General features: G+C 45.1%; 19 protein-coding genes. 9 read left to right on the top strand and 10 right to left on the bottom strand.

What is annotated here, in order from left to right; genetic code table 11:
* The first annotated feature begins 148 nt into the window (after positions 1–148).
* From ACDZ28_RS12930 to ACDZ28_RS12920, 3 genes are all read left to right on the top strand, one after another.
* A complete protein-coding gene (locus tag ACDZ28_RS12930) occupies positions 149–301 on the top strand; it encodes a hypothetical protein (protein ID WP_170880313.1) in 153 nt (50 codons plus the stop codon).
* Positions 294–1220 carry a hypothetical protein gene (locus ACDZ28_RS12925; protein WP_076119833.1) on the top strand — a complete coding sequence of 309 codons (927 nt, stop codon included), beginning with the start codon at positions 294–296 and terminating at the stop codon, positions 1218–1220. The genes ACDZ28_RS12930 and ACDZ28_RS12925 overlap by 8 nt, the downstream gene beginning before the upstream one ends.
* Positions 1221–1352: 132 nt before the next feature.
* On the top strand, positions 1353–3131 hold the full coding sequence (locus ACDZ28_RS12920) for a hypothetical protein (protein WP_375104867.1): 1779 nt from the start codon (positions 1353–1355) through the stop codon (positions 3129–3131).
* Positions 3132–3332: 201 nt separating this feature from the next.
* Here ACDZ28_RS12920 and ACDZ28_RS12915 read toward each other — a convergent pair whose 3' ends face one another.
* Entirely contained in the window at positions 3333–3887 is a 555-nt protein-coding gene (locus ACDZ28_RS12915; protein ID WP_042124354.1) for a pyridoxamine 5'-phosphate oxidase family protein, read from the bottom strand.
* A 317-nt stretch (positions 3888–4204) separates the two neighbouring features.
* A complete protein-coding gene (locus ACDZ28_RS12910; RefSeq protein ID WP_042124352.1) occupies positions 4205–4687 on the bottom strand; it encodes a GyrI-like domain-containing protein in 483 nt (160 codons plus the stop codon).
* Between the two features lie 154 nt (positions 4688–4841).
* On the opposite strand from ACDZ28_RS12910, the gene wrbA reads away from it, so the two are divergent.
* Entirely contained in the window at positions 4842–5477 is a 636-nt protein-coding gene (wrbA, locus tag ACDZ28_RS12905; protein ID WP_042124350.1) for an NAD(P)H:quinone oxidoreductase type IV, read from the top strand.
* An 85-nt stretch (positions 5478–5562) separates the two neighbouring features.
* Here the strand turns inward: wrbA and ACDZ28_RS12900 are convergent, their stop codons facing one another.
* The 5 genes from ACDZ28_RS12900 to ACDZ28_RS12880 form a co-directional block, all read right to left on the bottom strand.
* On the bottom strand, positions 5563–6561 hold the full coding sequence (locus tag ACDZ28_RS12900) for a Gfo/Idh/MocA family protein (RefSeq protein WP_375104866.1): 999 nt from the start codon (positions 6559–6561) through the stop codon (positions 5563–5565).
* Positions 6562–6604: 43 nt separating this feature from the next.
* The gene (locus ACDZ28_RS12895; RefSeq protein ID WP_052414457.1) at positions 6605–6955 is read right to left on the bottom strand and encodes a DUF1648 domain-containing protein; all 351 of its coding nucleotides are present in this window, start codon (positions 6953–6955) and stop codon (positions 6605–6607) included.
* 40 nt (positions 6956–6995) lie between these two features.
* Entirely contained in the window at positions 6996–7322 is a 327-nt protein-coding gene (locus ACDZ28_RS12890) for a phosphoribosyl-ATP pyrophosphohydrolase (protein WP_375105345.1), read from the bottom strand.
* 39 nt (positions 7323–7361) lie between these two features.
* Entirely contained in the window at positions 7362–7757 is a 396-nt protein-coding gene (locus ACDZ28_RS12885) for a (deoxy)nucleoside triphosphate pyrophosphohydrolase (RefSeq protein ID WP_375104865.1), read from the bottom strand.
* Between the two features lie 165 nt (positions 7758–7922).
* The gene (locus ACDZ28_RS12880) at positions 7923–8636 is read right to left on the bottom strand and encodes a YceI family protein (RefSeq protein WP_375104864.1); all 714 of its coding nucleotides are present in this window, start codon (positions 8634–8636) and stop codon (positions 7923–7925) included.
* Between the two features lie 149 nt (positions 8637–8785).
* Between ACDZ28_RS12880 and ACDZ28_RS12875 the strand changes: the two genes are divergently transcribed.
* The 3 genes from ACDZ28_RS12875 (at position 8786) to ACDZ28_RS12865 (ending at position 11430) form a co-directional block, all read left to right on the top strand.
* Positions 8786–9466: a response regulator transcription factor gene (locus ACDZ28_RS12875; protein ID WP_076119897.1), complete on the top strand. Its 681-nt coding sequence runs from the start codon at positions 8786–8788 to the stop codon at positions 9464–9466.
* Complete coding sequence (locus ACDZ28_RS12870) at positions 9454–10869, top strand: ATP-binding protein (protein ID WP_375104863.1); 1416 nt, start codon at positions 9454–9456, stop codon at positions 10867–10869. The genes ACDZ28_RS12875 and ACDZ28_RS12870 overlap by 13 nt, the downstream gene beginning before the upstream one ends.
* Before the next feature lie 69 nt (positions 10870–10938).
* A complete protein-coding gene (locus ACDZ28_RS12865; protein WP_375104862.1) occupies positions 10939–11430 on the top strand; it encodes a hypothetical protein in 492 nt (163 codons plus the stop codon).
* Between the two features lie 93 nt (positions 11431–11523).
* Here ACDZ28_RS12865 and ACDZ28_RS12860 read toward each other — a convergent pair whose 3' ends face one another.
* Entirely contained in the window at positions 11524–12651 is a 1128-nt protein-coding gene (locus ACDZ28_RS12860; protein WP_375104861.1) for a copper amine oxidase N-terminal domain-containing protein, read from the bottom strand.
* 165 nt (positions 12652–12816) lie between these two features.
* Between ACDZ28_RS12860 and ACDZ28_RS12855 the strand changes: the two genes are divergently transcribed.
* Positions 12817–14274, top strand: a complete 1458-nt coding sequence (locus tag ACDZ28_RS12855; RefSeq protein WP_042124335.1) for an amidase family protein — start codon at positions 12817–12819, stop codon at positions 14272–14274.
* 86 nt (positions 14275–14360) lie between these two features.
* On the opposite strand, the gene ACDZ28_RS12850 is transcribed toward ACDZ28_RS12855, so the two are convergent.
* Complete coding sequence (locus tag ACDZ28_RS12850; RefSeq protein ID WP_042124333.1) at positions 14361–14918, bottom strand: DUF1273 domain-containing protein; 558 nt, start codon at positions 14916–14918, stop codon at positions 14361–14363.
* 176 nt (positions 14919–15094) lie between these two features.
* Here ACDZ28_RS12850 and ACDZ28_RS12845 point away from each other — a divergent pair, with 176 nt between their 5' ends.
* Positions 15095–15760, top strand: coding sequence for a hypothetical protein (locus tag ACDZ28_RS12845; protein ID WP_375104860.1), 666 nt, complete (start codon positions 15095–15097; stop codon positions 15758–15760).
* A gap of 71 nt (positions 15761–15831) precedes the next feature.
* Here ACDZ28_RS12845 and ACDZ28_RS12840 read toward each other — a convergent pair whose 3' ends face one another.
* Positions 15832–17862, bottom strand: coding sequence for a beta-galactosidase (locus ACDZ28_RS12840; RefSeq protein ID WP_375104859.1), 2031 nt, complete (start codon positions 17860–17862; stop codon positions 15832–15834).
* Between the last annotated feature and the right edge of the window lie 58 nt (positions 17863–17920).

The following is a 17920-nucleotide window of genomic DNA, read 5'->3' as shown; positions in this document are numbered from 1 at the left end:
AAAATCTGTAAATAGTATGCCATTATGATATAATTAAACCTTGTAAACTTCAACTTTAGGACCGCCGGACCAAAGTAGCAATGCTGCATAGAATGATCATTCTATGCGCCATCCAGACTGCGAGGCGTCCATGAGAAAGGACTGTTCCATGATTTCATACGTCATTCTTGGGATTACGTTCCTAATTGCCGTAATTCAGATTTCCATCTATGCTTCACGCCAGCGTAAACCACTAACACGTGATGATATTAACGACCGCCTACTGGCCGCTTTGAACGGAGGCGATAAAGGCCGTGAATAAGAAAAGACCTGTTACCTTTCGGCCTTTCAAGGCCCCTCGTTACGCTTATGACAAGCTGCGCATTTGTCGCCACTGCGGGCAATACACCGCTCTCGGTGAAGATCGATGCACCAAATGCGGCAGAGCCTCACTTATTACGGTAGAGCAGCAAGCCGCATCCATTGCAGGAAGAAAAATGCATACACGCCTCCTATTCATCTTACTGCTCACATTAGCATCCGTCTATTTTGGAAATAGCATAGAGCAGATGATCCTGTGTGGTGCCGGAGGGGTTCTCCTCGCTGGACTATTGTACTATACGCAGCGAAAAGTACGGCAGAACGAGAATCTTCGTTCTCTTAACGAGCTGCTTGGCCGAGGGATCGGCATCATCAAAGAGGGGCTAGAGATCAACCGCCAGGAGGCTGTCTCCGTACTCCGTGAGGATGATGTCCTTGCCTACGAGAAGCTGCGTGAACTCTCCATCCTGCTTCGTGGTGACCGGATCGCACGGCAACGGATCGCCTTGCTGCATGGTTTTTTGCTTCGCAAGGACATGGATTTAGAACTGGAACAGCTACTTCTGAAGGATTTCGAGCCGCTGCTGGCCGAATATATCGGCGAGATCGCTAAAGTCCGCCCTGATCTGATCAAAGATCGTACACTGCGATACGTAAAGAACTATGAAGAAGAAATCCGTCATATGGATAATGGTATGACCATCCTTACGGGAGTTGCCGGAGCCGCAGTAAGAATGAAGCGTTATGCCCTGCTCTACTCCAGTATGATCAGCCGATACGTGCAAGATCTACCTAAAGACCGCTTTATGCGGTTGTCCAAACTCATTGCTGCGAATCCCCATGAACCATGGAACGGACTGGACCATAGAGTAGCTGACATTCGAGAAGCTAAATATCGCTGGGACCCGGAAGTTCAATAGACATTCTTATATTTCAAGAAGAAACGGCATTGGCATCTGTTATGGATGACAATCGTTTCTCGTAGAAATATAAGGATAAAGAATGATGTGAAACTATGCTTTCTTATATTTCGAAAAAAGAGGCTACTCTATATGACGTTCAAACAATTAATAACCCTGCGAAACTTTATGATCATTTTGTGTATAAGCATGTTTGTGTTGCTTGGACAGAAGGCTTTTCTCATCGCTGATAAAATACAAATAACCAAGGAAGCCGACCGTCTCTATGCTGCTGGCGATCTGATTAGTGCAGAGAATCAGTATCGCTTAGCGGCAGCAAACCATTCCATTCTTTATATGGAAGAGAAGGTTGCGAAGCGGCTTGATGAGCTGTCACCCATTACGGCCATCCGCCAAGGTTTGAATGCCTTGGTATCATCCGCTAAAGCACAAGCAGCGACTAAGGATTTTACCGGATTCATGAAAAGTTATGATACTCTCCTCAGCTTAAAAGCTACATATATGAAGCCCGGTGGGCCTTATGAATCCTATTATCGCCAGTTATCAACCGCTTCAGGCATTTCTGACCAGTTCACAACCTACTTCCGTGAGTTTAAGGAGCAATTTCTTGCCGAGCTTGCTCAGAATCAGAGTGGAAATACGAGTGAAGAGGACACTTTTAAATGGAATCTATTGCTGATTCCCGATGCTTATTACGGAAGCGCCGCTTCCAAGAATGAGTTGCTAGCCTCCAAGTTCAAAAGCCATGATACAGCTAAATTAAAAAACTTAGCAGGCACAGGAAACTTTTCAGGCATGCTGGAGAGCGCACTCTCTATGATGAATGCTTACAGCCAGCATAGTTACGATGCTCCATGGGTACTTCTACAGACAGAAAGCAGTGGAAAGATCATCCTGAACAAAGACCTAGAGGGCAATAACATAACCGCTTTTGCTGGGCATGCTGTAGCCTATCGTAATTTTGCGGGATCTGCGAATATCACCTCATCTAAAGTACTAACCTTAGTCGATACTAGTAAAGCTCAACTACTGAAAAATGCCAAGCGAATGATAAGTAAAGGTCAATATGCTGAAGCTATCCAGCTATACGGCGATCTTGCTCCGCTAGAGGATACTTCTTCCATCATTGCCGCTACAAGGTTGGCTTGGAATATCGCCGAACCTGTGCGCCTCCTTCCGGGCGGTGAAGAGCAAAACAAATATGGGAACGTCATCTCCAGCAAGGGACTACATGGTACAAAGGTCATTGTAGCTGGAACAGATAGCAATGGTGTACTCTATTATGCAGCAATGAATAACGACGAAAGTGTCATTACTTTAACTGGAAATATTTTACCGAATTTCGAGAGCCTTCGCAGTCTTACTTTTAATGATCAGCTCGCTGCCTCTTCAGGCTCTGGTGCCCCCGTAGTTCTGGCTGAATCCGAGGTCAAAGGTGGACGTACCCTTTTTACAGCATATGAAATGAAATCGGATGGTATTTCCCAGTTGTTCTCAATGTCTGGCGATAGCTACGAACTACAGTCCGATGATTCCATACTCGTACCTAACGCGGATCTCGGAGACGATGTCGATGGACAGACGGCACGTTACCGTAAATTAGACGGCAGCTATCAGTTTGCTGAGATTGTTCAGGAGTATGCTGTAATTTCAGCTTCCGATGTAGCGCTTCATCCTTTTGAAAGGGTATCTTTTCACTGTGAAATCGTCGCAGATAACTTCGGTAATATGCTTGCTTACTCAAATGGAGTTTATATTTTACTTCAAGGAGACTTGGGTTCCGTTACAGGTAACGCGTTAGTTAGTGGTCAATATCAGAACGGTTATCAGCTTGTTGGAACGGACATGGGAGAGCAATATGTGCCTGTGTTTGTGGTGGAATCCGTGGGTAGTATGAGTTTTAGACAGTAGAACATATGAGATAACTGCTTAGTCGAATTGTGGGATCGCTCGTCGTGACAAATGAGAGTCCCTTCAGCTTGTGGCGTTGATGTATTGCCTGGGAGAGCAAGCCCATGGAACAGTAATCGGCTATAGTGGTTTAAAGGAGCAAACCTAAGATTAGTAAGGTTATTTTACAAGATGCATAAACCTTGGAGCGGCCATGTCCGCTCATTTTTTTTGTCCAAGGGGGGTTGGTAGTCCGTCTATACTGGTACTGTTCTTCTCTTGTCTATATTCTTTTAGACCTGCTTCCCCTTTTTGGATAGACCAACGTTGTAACGTATCTCGCTCACCATCATAACTCATAAATGGGACCGAAAATCCACAGGAAGTCTGTACTTTATGAACATCGATTAAAATGATCTGTCTAGCTCCCGGCAGAGGTGTAAACATAGGGTACAGCGTTTCCCATTCCAATGATCCAGGCAAAATTACCGCCCCTGTTCCATACAGTCTCAGAATGTTCGGCGGTCCTTGAAACGCACAAAACATAACCGTCACTCTTCCATTTTCCATCAGATGTGCGCTGGTCTCATTGCCACTACCGGTCATATCAAGATAAGCCACCTGATTAGGAGACAAAATCCGAAAGCAATCATGACCCTTAGGCGAAAGGTTAACATGCCCTTCTTCAGAAAGGGGCGCTGACCCTACAAAAAAAAGATGCTGGCGAAGAATAAACTCCTCATGTACAGGTAGCATAGCCGCGAATTGTTTTCCCATTTGGTGTTCTCCATTTCTTTGTGGTTTGTGTGTTGGCTGTTTGGCGGGTTGTTCAACTCCTTTTACCCTTCTTTTGCACCATTTCGGCCAAACACAGCGCAGGATACAAAATTTTCTAACGTTCACTGGTTAACAGCACATCTGCCATAGAATGAAGAGTCCTTGCTCATTCCTTTTGTTGATATATATTCGTTTCAATCGTTGAGTAACCCTTCTCCCGAGGTATTCAGCTCATCGGCGCGAAAAAGGGAGCTGCCTCTCGGCAGCCCCCAAATCCCACGAAACATTTCATTTAGCTGAAAAATCCCTCACCAGGTCTACTTAATCGCAATATAAATCTCAACCTGCGTGTTAGCAGGATCAAAATTCCGAGAATCGTAAATTTCAAAATCGCCCGTATAAGTTCTTACCTCCGTAGACGCCTCAAAATACGCCCAAATCTCCCCCCACGCTTGCGCGACTACTTCGAATACCGGTCCTTTTTTCGTCGTAAACACCATGTATTTGCTCTCCGGAACAACCGCACACGCGAGGGCGCCGCCCTCTACATGACTCTCCATAGCGACTTCATGCCCAATTACAACGGTATACGCACCCGACGCATCACTCTCATAATCTGTATACAAAGCATAGATATACTCAGGCTGAGCCGTATCTATCTGCCCCGCAATATTATTCTGAAAATACGTTTCCCACAGCTGCGACAAGCGCCCATCAGGTCCCATTTCCACTTCATTAGTCGTGCGTATGCTAACTCCAGCCACGGTCATTTTCGGTTTTTGTACAAAATAAGTATCCATAATTCTCCCTCATTTCCTGTAATTGAGCTTAGTATACACAAGGAAAGTGGACAGCTGTCTGTCCAGTTCATCTTACAATTAGTAATTTGGGTTATAAATGCTTCAATGGGGTAATTAATAGTATGGAACTACACTCGAAGGGAATGACAACACCATGTCTAAAATCAAATTAGCCGTCATCTACTACAGTGCCACAGGAACTAACTACCAGCTAGCACAGTGGGCCGCGGAAAGCGCCGAGAAGGCGGGGGCTGAGGTAAAACTTCTGAAGGTACAGGAGCTGGTTCCCGAGGACAAAATTGCCGCCAATCCGGCTATGAAAGCCCTAGCGGAGAAAACAAAAGATATCCCCGTGGCAACACCCGACGATATTGTGGAGGCAGATGCGATTATTTTCAGTTCTCCTACCCGGTTCGGTAACATTGCTTCTCAAATGAAACAGTTCCTTGATACAACCGGAGGCATTTGGGGCAAAGGACTAACGGTAAACAAAGTCGTCAGTGCCATGAGCTCAGCACAGAATCCACACGGTGGACAGGAAGCTACGATTTTAGCACTCTACACATCGATGTATCACTGGGGAGCGATTGTCGCAGCACCAGGTTATACCGATCCAGTCACATTCGGTGCGGGAGGCAACCCCTACGGAACAAGCGTCAGTGTAGATGGAGACGGTAAAATGATTGAAGATCAGGATCGGATCCGTGACGCTGTTTTTCATCAAGCGAAGCGTACCGTTGAAGTTGCAGGCTGGGTCCTAGCAGGCAAAAACGCCAATAGTCAGAACTAGGCTTACACCTATCGTTCGATATAGCAAACACCCCTCGGAGCTACCTTAGTAGCATGTAAACCGAGGGGTGTTTTTTTTTTGAAAATTATTCTCCAGGATACTTAAGGCCCCACTGCGCACGTATTTGATCCAGCAGTTTCAGAATCGCTAAAGACTCATCGAGTGACATCACCAGACTCTCTGTAAGTCCCGCCTGGAGACAACGTCCTACTTCCTCTGCTTCAAAGCAATATCCGATAGAAGCTCGATCATCCACAAAGCTATCTATCTTCTCATCTCCTATATAGAGCGAAGCAGATTTCGGGTTCACTAACGTTCCTTCTACAATAATACGGCCTTCTGTCCCAAATACATGTGCTTCCTCCAGCATATTAAGACGAATACCGCCGTTCAATGAAGCGGTTTTTCCATTACCGTAAGACAGCAGCATAGAGAAATGCTCGTCCACACCAGTCTCACCAATATGCACAGTACTGGCTATAGATTCAGGATGAGGCCCAAACACCATCGAGGCAAAAGAAACCGGATAAATCCCAACATCCAGCAGTGCGCCTCCGCCGAGCTTCGGATTCAGCAATCTGCTCTCCGGATTCCAGTCGGTGCGAAATCCTAAATCCGCCTTCACCAAGCGAACTTCACCGATTCTACCCTCTGCGATCCATTCTCTAACCTTAACAATCGCCGGAATATAGCGACTCCACATCGCCTCCATCAGGAACAGCTTATGTTCTCGCGCATAGGCCACTACTTCTTCCAATTCTTCGCTATTCACGGTAAAAGGCTTCTCACACAGGACAGCTTTGCCTGCACGCAGTGCCAATAATGCATTTTGTTTATGAAAAGGATGTGGCGTTCCGATATAAACCGCATCTACATTCGGGTCATTTACTAATTCCTCATAGGTTGCGTAAGCATGCGGTACTCCATGATCTTGTGCAAATTTATCCGCACTTTCCTGAGATCGCGAACCCACGGCATATGCCACACCATTGCTGGCATGAACTAAATCAGTAACAAACTGATGGGCAATCCAGCCTGTACTAAGAATTCCCCATCTTACCTTGTAAGCGTTGTCTTTATCCATTATATTGTCCTCCTCGTCCTACTGGTTCTACTGTTTGATTCTATCAGACCATTCTAATGAATGTATAGGAACTAATGCCCGCGAACACAACTGTCACCACCAAAATAGCGATATTCCATATCCTGCTCAAAGCCTCTGAATGCTCGTTAGAGCTCTGAGCAAACGCTTTTTGCACAAGGAACTGCAACAGTTTCATGATTATAAATCCCAAACATCCAAGCCCGCTTTGTAAAATAACCTCCAGACTAGACTTACTTACAAATCTATCAGCCATGTTCCCATCGTAATGGATCGGGACCATATCCGGCATTTTGGAATATAAAAATAGATAAATAGCTACAGGAATCAAGGCTACCACACTACTTAAGATCATCGTCAGTTTGGTTTTGAACAACACTATAACCTCCTTGAGCATGAAGATAGGATCTAACCGTCTATTCTCCTTCCACTTCAATTAAAAATACCCGATCCTTAAATCCACCACGACGTTCAGCCTTCTCCGCACGAAGCTTCTCCAGCTCTGCACTATTACTCCCGTGTGTCTCTGCCAGAGCCTGAATCACTTCCAGCATATCGGCAAGCTCCTCAAGAGCTTCTTCATCACTAGCTGCCTGAAAATACTCCTCGGACTCTTCTTTCAATTTTTTACGTAGTTCAGTTATGTATTCTTTAGGCTCTAGTGTCCTTACTCTATATTTTTCACCTTGAGCAGTGATTAAGTTGGGGATTCCGTCACGCACTAGCTTTTGATATACAGGTATTTGAGTTCCTCCTTTCTTCTGCTATGTATTCTATCTCCTTCAACCTGACTTCGATTCCATCACTAGACGTTCTACAAAAGGAAGATCTGCAGGAGCAAATGTAAACTGATCCAGTTCAGCCGGAAGCACCCACTGATATTCGTCATGATCGACAAGATCAATTACACCTCCCTGATATCGGGCTTTCCAAGCAAACAGTCTGATCTCGACGCTTCCATAGTTGTGCTCGTTCACGCCAAAGCTTTCATAGGGAAGGATTGTTATCCGCATCTCCTCCTGAAGCTCTCTTTGCAGACAATCTGCGATGCTTTCATCCTGCTCTATTTTGCCGCCAGGAAATTCCCACAGACCTGCCTGTGATTTACCTTGCCTGCGCCGAGCAATAAGAATCTGTCCTACTTCATTATGTATAATCGCTGCCGCCACCCGGATCACAAGGAACACCTCCTTTATTGCAATTAGTAGACAGATACTTCTATTAAAACATACATTTCATTCCAAACCAAAGAGACTCTCCCAAAAGCCATTAGGCCCGGGAAAGTCTCTTCCGTACAGTCTCTCTATAAATTTCACAGTAAAGTCTTTCTTACGGAAAGACTGCTATTTCGTCAACACAAGCTCCAAGCGAACCTCAAGATTGTTCTCCGTATCCAGCACAACGGTGTGTGGATTGCTTAAGCCAAAATCAGAAAAAGCTACTGTTGTCGTTCCCGACAGCATCAGCTGTCCCCCGCTATACGCGGCTTGAGACTGGAAGGTGACATCCTTTTCCACACCCTTCACTGTTAGCGACCCTTGCATTTCAACCGGCACAGTTGCTCCTTCGGTCCATTCCGCTGGCAGCTCCGAGAATGATTTCACTACAAACGTAGATTGTGGAAATTCCGTAACGGAAAGGAAGTCTTCTCCTTTTACATGCTCATCTCTTTGACCATTGCCAGAGTCCAGAGCGCTCATATCCACGCTTCCTTCCCCCGCCATCGAAGTAGAATCTTCTATATTAACTTTCCAGGTACCTTGAACTTTGTTATCCACGAAGTTGACTGTTTCTTTAGAAGTTGTTACCGACCAATATACTTTAGAAGCGTCTGCAACTGTCCAGTCACCGTTTAATTGTTCGGCTGTAACCGTAGCACCTGCTGATGCTCCATTGTTATTTGTGCTCTCTCCATTACCTGCTGTGGTGGCTTGCCCTGGAATCACGGACTCGATCTCAACATTATTGCCCAGTGATTTATCCAGCAATGTATAACCCGTGACTACTCCTACGATAATAACTCCGGCCGCGATCAAGGCTATTCTTTTTCTCTTCATCCTGTTCCCTCCAATATTCAAATATTCTGTATATTTTTAAGCTCGTCCCTCATTCTAACAAAGCAATAAGTCGGGAAGAAGTCAGAGCAGAACGAGCTATGATGTGTTAAAATTGTCGTAATTTTATAGACTGGAGGCCCAACCACATGATGAAATCCATTCTAATTGTTGAAGATGAGGAAGCTATCTCCAGGGTCCTCAGTGCTTATCTGAAAAAAGCAGGCTTTCATGTCACCCGTGTAGCCGATGGACGCGCTGCGCTGGAGTCTTTTGCTATATCACCTCCATCATTAGTATTACTCGACATCATGCTGCCAAACATGAACGGCTTTGAACTTCTCAAGCTCATCCGTGAAAAAAGCAGCTGCCCCGTGATCATGCTCACAGCAAGAGACGGGATCAATGACCGACTAGCCGGTCTCGACGGCGGTGCGGATGATTACATGTCTAAGCCCTTTATTCCGGAGGAAGTGGTGGCACGCGTGAACGCTGTATTACGCCGTCCCTCGCAGTGGTCTGATGGCAGCCAGAAACGGCATTATGGCAGTTTGTTTATCGACTTTACAGCGCGTGCTGTCTTTTTGAACGGGGCTGAGCTGAACCTTAGTCCACGCGATATGTCGGTCATGTTATTTTTAGCCGAAAGGCCAAATCAAATATGTACTCGTGAACAATTAATAGAGCATGTCTGGGAGATGGATTACGAAGGAAGTGACCGAGCAGTGGATTTGTCTATTAAAAGACTTCGCCAAGCGCTGTCGCACTGGCCAGTAGATGAAGGGGAGATCCGTACCTTGAGAGGCACTGGATATCAATTATGGACAACTTAAAGAAAAGCAGCCCCAAACGTACCTCCATCCTCTCCTACTGGACGGTTCGTTACTTGCTCATTATCAGTGTCGGTCTCCTGCTAACTGCGCTAACGACGTTCTGGTGGATCCAACAAGAAGCTATGAGCAACCGGATGCAGACCACCGGATTATTAGCACAGGAGATTGCCGACCGGAGCGTAAATCATGAGGGTTCAATCGAAATCAGCCAAAATCTTGGAAAGCTCATTGAAGATCGAAAACGTTTCTTCAAGCTAACTGTAGAGATGTGTGTAATTATTACGGATCAACAAGGCCAGATGTTGTTCTCTATGCCGCCTCTAACTGACGATGAAATGAGGCATAAACTTAATGATAGCTTGAACGATTCACGTAGTCCGGAATTCAAAGCCGCAGTTGCCTCAATTAGTTCAGATAACGAAACACTGGGACAGGTGATTGTCCTTCAATCCAAGAAATCGCTGCGGCATATTCCGCAGGAGGAAATCATTTTCTTCTCCGTTCTGCTGCTATTTCTAATCATATTAAGTTGGTTAACCATTTACCTCCTGTCACGTAAACTGGCAAAACCGATTCAGAAGGTTGCGGCCGCGGCGGCACAAATCAGCCATGGTCGATATGATATCATACTTGATAAGAATGCGAAGGAACGAGAAATTCATGAGTTGATGTTGTCTTTTGAAGAGATGGCGGGCAAGTTACAACAATTTGAGCATTCCCGTGCTATTATGTTAGCCGGAGTATCCCATGAATTAAAGACACCAGTAACCTCTATAAAGGGTCTAATCCATGCCGTCCGTGAAGGGGTTGTCGAAGACGATGAGGCTGTGGAATTTCTAGATATTGCCTTGCAGGAAGCTGGACGATTGCAGCGGATGGTGGCGGATCTTCTTGATTACAACGCACTGACTGCAGGAATGGTTTCTGTCCGTCACGATCGACTGGATGCCGTGCCACTGTTATCAGAAATCGTGTATCAATGGAAGCTGACACAAGAGGAAACAGTTGCTGAGCCTGTGCTCCATATGCCGAGAAATCCCTTGTTTTTGCGTGGAGACTCGCTTCGGATTCAACAAATTATCGTTAATTTGCTTAATAATAGTGTACAAGCAAAAGCTCCAGATCGAAAAGTACAGCTTACGGTAGAATTGCTTGAACAGCATAGCCATGGGTTGGCCGAAATCCGTGTCCAAGATAATGGCCTTGGCATCTCATCGAATCATAGTGAGCATATCTTCGAGGCTTTTTTCCGAGGTAGCGACAAACAGAGCACACTACGTGGTCTGGGACTCGGTCTCACCTTCAGCCGTCTGCTGGCGGAATCTATGAATGGGAGCCTTGTGCTTGAGAAGCACTCCGAGGAAGGCTGTATCTTCGTACTGTCTCTGCCGCTTGATCACTAAAAAATAGTCTGCGGGCCATCGTCATGGTATAATCATGTGCACAATCACACCGAAAACCGGAGGCTGTATATGCTTACTTTTGAACAAAAATTAGCGATTCTCGACTCTTACCCCCAACTGGAGCGTAAAAATGTATCCCTTGGGCGCGTGAACTATCACTACGAGGAAAGCCAGCATGATAAGAAAACTGTTGTTTACCACCTGCATCCAAATGGGAATGGTTATGTGTTCGCAGGATTACTGCGCGGCTATGAAACAGATGATAAGGGCTTTGTGAACATTCGCGATTACTCGGAATCCGAGCTGCGGAGTCTGCTGGATGCCTCCATCACCTCACTGTCTATTTACATTCCAGAAGCTCCTGTAGTCAGTAAAAGAAAGAAAAAGACTGCAGCTGCTGCCGATTCAATCTGGACTAATGATGAGGGACACACGCTGACACTTAAGCTTGAGGATGATTTATGGTATGTCTATGCCGATTTCAATCTGGAAATGGCCTTTGAAACGCATGAGGAAGCTAAAGAATATTTAGCCGAAGAGGGATTTACAGCGCAGGAGTAATAATAACTTCGATCTGACAAAAAATAAAAGGAGGTGCCCTAACAGCCATTTTGCGTGGCGATTCGGGCACCTCTTTTTCAATGGAAGGCGTCCTTAATAAACAGGTTGAGTATAAAAAAAGCTATAAATTCCTAAATCAAGCTCAGAAACCACTTCATAATCTAATTTAAACTCTATAGTTTTATTTATAATGCCACTAACGGAATAACTTCCCTCCACAGCTAATCTAGCTTCTCCTCCAACCGGTGCTACTAATATCAGTTGCTCGGTGCGATTTGCCGGTATTATAAAATTTTGCAGACCTCCCGATGAATCTTGAACATATCTACGAACGGACACGAGGTTACTGCCTACTACAGAGAAGCCTGAATTATTTTTCCGCCATTCTTCAAAAGCATCTTGTTGAGCTTGGTTTGAGCTGACACAAGCCTGGTTCAATGAAATCTCCGGGATATTATATATTTTCCCGCCAATATTATCGATTATTACTTTGTTGGTGGCTTCCGAACAATTTTCTAGCTTTTGAATGGGCATGGGGTCTTTTTCTTTTGTGATCGTTCTTATTAACTTTTTATCGCCGGACATTAAATTTATAGAAATCTCTTTATTGTCCATATTAGAGAACTCTATCAAGCTATACAGCTGATTATTTTTGATTCCATAATGTTTTACTATGATATCAAATCGATTTCTTTCATCCGTCAGTGTTTTTGAAACTTCTTGGGCTCCCAATGTAATTGTTCTATTCACTGACGGAACGACTTTTTCTTCAACAACTGGTGATGTAATGTAAACTGAATGCGCTCCTTCATCCCATGAGACCTTGCTGCCCAAAACTTCGCTAATAAATCTCAGGGGAACGAGTGTATTATTTTGAAGGCTGACCGCCTTCATTACTTGTGCATTCTCCTTGCCGTTAACAAATACCTTACCTTCCTTAATCATATAAAAAACGTGAATATCCCCTCTTACGGCTGAAATCGTCTTTGCGGTATTATTCCATTCAATAACTGCACCTTGAGCTTCAAAAATCGCCCGCATCGGTACATATGTAACTCCCTCTTTCACTATAGGGCGTACCTCAAAATGCAGTAGCTTACCATCTAAAAAACATTGAATATCCTTGTCTTCAGCATATGTTGGAATGGAAGCACAAAAAGTAAACGTTAGCATCACAAAGATAAGGATGATGACTTTTGAAAAATAGCTGTTATTATTCATGTTCTGTCAGCTCCCAATTTATAGGATTAAAATCTACATTTCAAACCTGAATATACCAAAAGACAATTCATAATGTAAATCTAAAAAGAAAACTACCCACCAAACCCAAATTATGGTTAGATGAAGAGGAAGCTATATCCTATAGGGAAAGAAGCGTGAACGCACATGAGTTTTGAAATCGTAGAAGCCACTATACCGGAGATCCAAGCTGCATTAGAATCCGGAGATATCACGTCAAAACAACTAGTTCTCATGTATTATGAACGCATAGCTGATCATGACAAAAACGGCCTGACGATTAACTCTGTGCTGGAGATCAACCCGGATGCATTATTTATCGCAGAATCTCTGGATGTGGAACGTGCGATTAAAGGCTCCCGCGGCCCCTTGCACGGCATACCTGTGTTATTGAAGGATAACATCAACACTGGGGATAAAATGCATACTAGCGCGGGTTCGCTGGCTTTGGCAAATTCTTTTGCCGGAGAAGATGCGTTTATAGTTACCAAACTGCGTGAAGCCGGAGCAATCATTATGGGGAAAGCCAATATGACTGAGTTCGCCAATTTTATGACGAACGGTATGCCCTCCGGTTACAGCTCCCGCGGCGGGCAAGTCCTTAACCCCTACAATATATCTACACCCACAGGCGGCTCCAGTGCTGGCTCAGCAGTAGCTGTAGCCTGTAACTTCTGTACAGTCTCTGTGGGCACAGAAACCTCAGGATCAATCCTTAACCCCGGTAACTTGGGCTCCATTATTGGGATTAAGCCAACCGTTGGACTGCTCAGTCGGTCGGGAATCCTTCCGCTCTCCAACACGCAAGACACTGCTGGCCCAATGGCCAGAACGGTTCGCGATGCCGTCCTGCTGCTAAATGCAATGCTGGGTAACGATAATCACGATGCAGCCATGGGAACAAATGTAGGTAAAATCCACGAAGATTACACTATATTCCTAGACGAGAACGGCTTGCAAGGTGCCCGTATAGGTATCCCGCGTGATTATTATTTCGAAGAGCTAACAGATGAACAACTCGCACTGTTCAACGCTTCCGTAGACAGGATGAGAGAGCTTGGAGCAACCATCATTGATCCTGCGGATATTAAGACCGCCCGCGAAATAAGTTATTCTTCAGTGGTTTTGAATGAATTCAAAACAGCACTAAACGCTTATTTATCTCGTTTGGGACCTGGGGCACCGATGCGAACCTTAAAGGATATTATTGATTTTAATCATGCACATCCTGTGGAGACCTTGAGATATGGTCAAGCTACGTTAATAGATGCGGAATACACCTCTTCCGGCACACAAACCGAACCCAAATATTTGCGACACCGCGCAACTGACCTGAAGCTATGTAAGGAAGAAGGCATCGACGCCACCATGAAGGAATATAATCTGGATGCCCTGCTGTTCCCCGCCGATTTTGGTGCCAGAATTACCTCCAGAGCAGGTTATCCGTCCATCGTTGTGCCTTCCGGATATACTTCAGCCGGTGCTCCCTTCGGAGTAACTTTCTCAGCGAAAGCTTATCAGGAGCCTACCCTCATCAAGCTCGCGTATGCCTATGAGCAGCATTACAAGGTACGAAAAGCACCTTCGCTAAAAAGCTTTATCTGAACACCGCTTATCTCTAAAAGCCCGTAAACAGTGATTGTCTCATCCACTATTTACGGGCTTTTTCATTTTCTATACTCTACGATTGCTTACTCATAGTCACGCTGATTCTCTTCATCGGCAATATTCTGAATTTCATCGGAGTGAATTAGAAACAACTCATACTCCCCTTCAGCATGCAGCTTCAGCGCCCGCTCTTTAAAAAACTTCGGACTTCCCTCCGCCGCATCCTCATCATAAAAGAGCAATATTCCGTCACTTTTGCGGAACAACAAATCATCCCTGGCCCGAAACTGCCAGCTGCCGTCATAAGGAGCATTACTGACTGCGCCAAAAAAATCCGCACCCGCAATAATACGTCGATACTCGTTCTGCTTCTCTTCCTTCCACTTCTCTTCCTGTCCGGTATGCGCTGTAATGATTCCTAATTTTAATTCAGGATATTGAGTCTTGAGTTCACTTACCACCTCACAAGCCCAAAGATCCACACCATATTGTCCGGGTGTAATCACCCATTCCACGCCTTCTTCGATCAATGGTTTTAAACGATTAGCGAGTGCCTTTTTGATATAAGGAATCCCTTGATGCTTATTGTCAAAAATACCGAGCTCGTGCGCACGATACCCCGTTACTAGTAAAGTCTTCATGTGCTGCCTCTTTCCTGAATGTTGGCTTATCCTTTAACTATATATATTGGTTCATTATATAACATTTGCATCCTTCATTTCTTTAGGCAAACTTTCAGCTAATATTAAGTAATCTTTCAGAACCATTTGTTATATTTCTTCTAATCTATCTTTAACCTACTAAGGAGGAATAAAAAATGAGAAAGTTAGTCCCTATTCTAATATCGGGAAGCCTACTCGCTTCACTATTATTGGCTGGCTGCAGCGCGAATTCCGAGACTGAAGAAACAGCTGCTGCAAATGACCAAGCAGACACGGGTTCATCAGCTCAGCAGACACAAGCTAACAGGAATCAGCAGAATGGCGGACCTAATATGTCCATGAATTTCGGCAAGATTAAGAGTGTCAGCGATACTACGCTTACCATTTATACATCTGACATGCCTACAACACCACAGGGTGCTGGGGAAGGTGGCGAGCAACACAGCCGAGGCGGCACGCCGCCGGAAAGACCTGATGGCGAGCAAAGTACAGGAAATGGCGCTGCGCCGGAGGGCGGGATGCCACAGGGGGAAATGCGGGAGGGCGGTGGACAAGGTCGTGGACAGGGAGGCAGAATGCAGCAAAGCTTCTCCGATGAAACTATAGACATTACGATTGATGCGGACACGAAAATCGTAGCGGTTACCTTCGATAATGGCACGCGTCAAGAAAATGCGATCACCTTATCAGAGCTGAAAGCTGATGATATCATCCAATATACGCTTAAATCAGATTCCACCGTGGCGGAGAGCATTACTTTAAGTAATGGTAATCCCGGAGGAACCGCTCCAGATGGCAGCACGAGCAACAGCAGCAGCTAATGAAATGCTGCACACAAAAAAAGATACCCGGGGACAAGCTGGTTCCCCGGAGATCTTTTATATACATCAAATTATTTCTTATCCGACAAAATTAATACTCCACGGGCTGGCACAACTGCAGAACCGCTAACCTTATTGCCAGTCAGAAGATCCGTACGCTCAGCAGCACCAATATCCGCACTCAAATCACCAGTGGTGTGGTTCAGCAAGAATAGGTAGGATACGCCTTCCTTCACACGTTGCACAGATTCGATACCTTCCGGTGCAGTTACTAGCGGCTGAATGTTCTTTTCGGCACACAGGTTGGCTAAGAATCCCTTTAAGAATTCAGCTTCTGGGCTGGTAGCCACGTAGTAAGCTTTACCTTCACCAAAGGTATTCACAGTCAAAGCAGGCATTCCTTTATAGAAATCAGATCCGTACTCTGCCAAAACCTCAGCACCCTCGGCATGAATCAGATCGCAAAGCAGATCACATTTGTAAGAACCACTCAAATTGCCCCATGCTTTGTCCATCACAATCTCGTTGCTCATCCCTGGCAGCAGTGCATCAATTTCCTCTGCCCAGATACCAAGTACCTTACGCAGTTCCCCAGGGTAGCCGCCTACGGTTACGAGATCGTTCTCATTAACAATACCGCTGAAATAAGTTGTAATGAATGTGCCGCCTGCTTTTACAAAGGCCTCAACCTTCTCAGCAAAACCTGGCTTAACCATATACATCACAGGTGCGATTACAATTTCATATTTGAACAGATTCTCTTCGACACCAATCATATCGGCTTCGATATTTTGCTGATAGAGTGCATCATAATATTTATGAATCTCATTTACATAATCCAAAGCAACGGATGGTCCGCTTGAAAGGTTGATCGCCCAGCGATTTTCCCAGTCATACATAATCCCTATTTTTGCTGCACTACGCGCATCCAATAGTTGATCCCCAAGCTGTCCCAGCTCTTTCCCTAGCTCAGCGCATTCACGGAATACACGCGTATGCTCATGTCCCACATGCTCAATAACAGCTCCATGATACTTCTCACATGCACCAATCGAACGACGCAGTTGGAAGAACAGAACAGTGTCTGCACCACGCGCTACAGCCTGATAGCTCCACAAGCGCATAACGCCTGGACGTTTCAACGAGTTGTATGGCTGCCAGTTCTGCTGGCTAGGTGTTTGCTCCATCAGCATGAACGGTTGTCCATTCTTAAGTCCACGCATGAGATCATGCGTCATGGCTGTAAAGCTGACCGGTGTATCCAGTGAAGGATAGTTGTCCCAAGAAATGACGTCCATATGTTTAGCCCACTCAAAATAGTCCAGTTCATCATAAAAGCCCATCAAGTTAGTGGTAACAGGTACGTTAGGACTGTGCTCCTTGATTGCATCGCTCTCAATTTTGTAGCATTCCAGCAAGCTATGTGACATAAATCTCCGGAAGTCTAATGAAATGCCTTGGAAGTTGGTACGTTTGCCGTCCCATTCTTCACTCAGCTCACTAGGCAGAACAATTTCTTCCCAATCATAGAAGGTGTGGCCCCAAAAACGTGTATTCCACGCTTTGTTTAATGCATCCAGAGAACCATAACGATCCTTCAACCAGACACGGAACGCCGCTTCAGATAAATCAGAGTAATCATAGTTACTGAACTCATTCGAAACATGCCAAGCTACCAGTGCCGGATGATCTTTATAACGTTCAGCCAGCTTTCCTGCCAGCTTCGCTGCATACTTGCGGTAAACGGGACTGTTTGGATTCGAGTTGTGACGCCCGCCGAACTTGCGTTTTCTGCCCTTCACATCAACACGAGTCACTTCAGGATAACGATGAGCCATCCAAGCTGGGTGCGCTCCTGTACCTGTTGCCAGACATACGTAAGTACCATTTTTATATAGTCTATCCATTAATTCATCTAGTGATGAGAAATCATAAGTGTCTTCGGAAGGCTGAATCAGCGCCCAGGAAAATACATTAATTGTGGCAACATCAATTCCTGCCAGCTTAAACATACGCTCATCCTCTGCCCATACAGGCGCATCCCATTGCTCTGGATTGTAATCTCCACCGTACCAAATCTTAGGTAATTTATCGTTAATCACACTTCGCACATCCTTTATAGTATAATTATATATATATTGTAATCGGTTAACCTCACGC

Source organism: Paenibacillus sp. RS8 (assembly GCF_041956825.1).
In the GTDB taxonomy this organism is placed as follows: domain Bacteria; phylum Bacillota; class Bacilli; order Paenibacillales; family Paenibacillaceae; genus Paenibacillus_AQ.
This window is presented reverse-complemented; position numbering and strand designations above follow the sequence as displayed.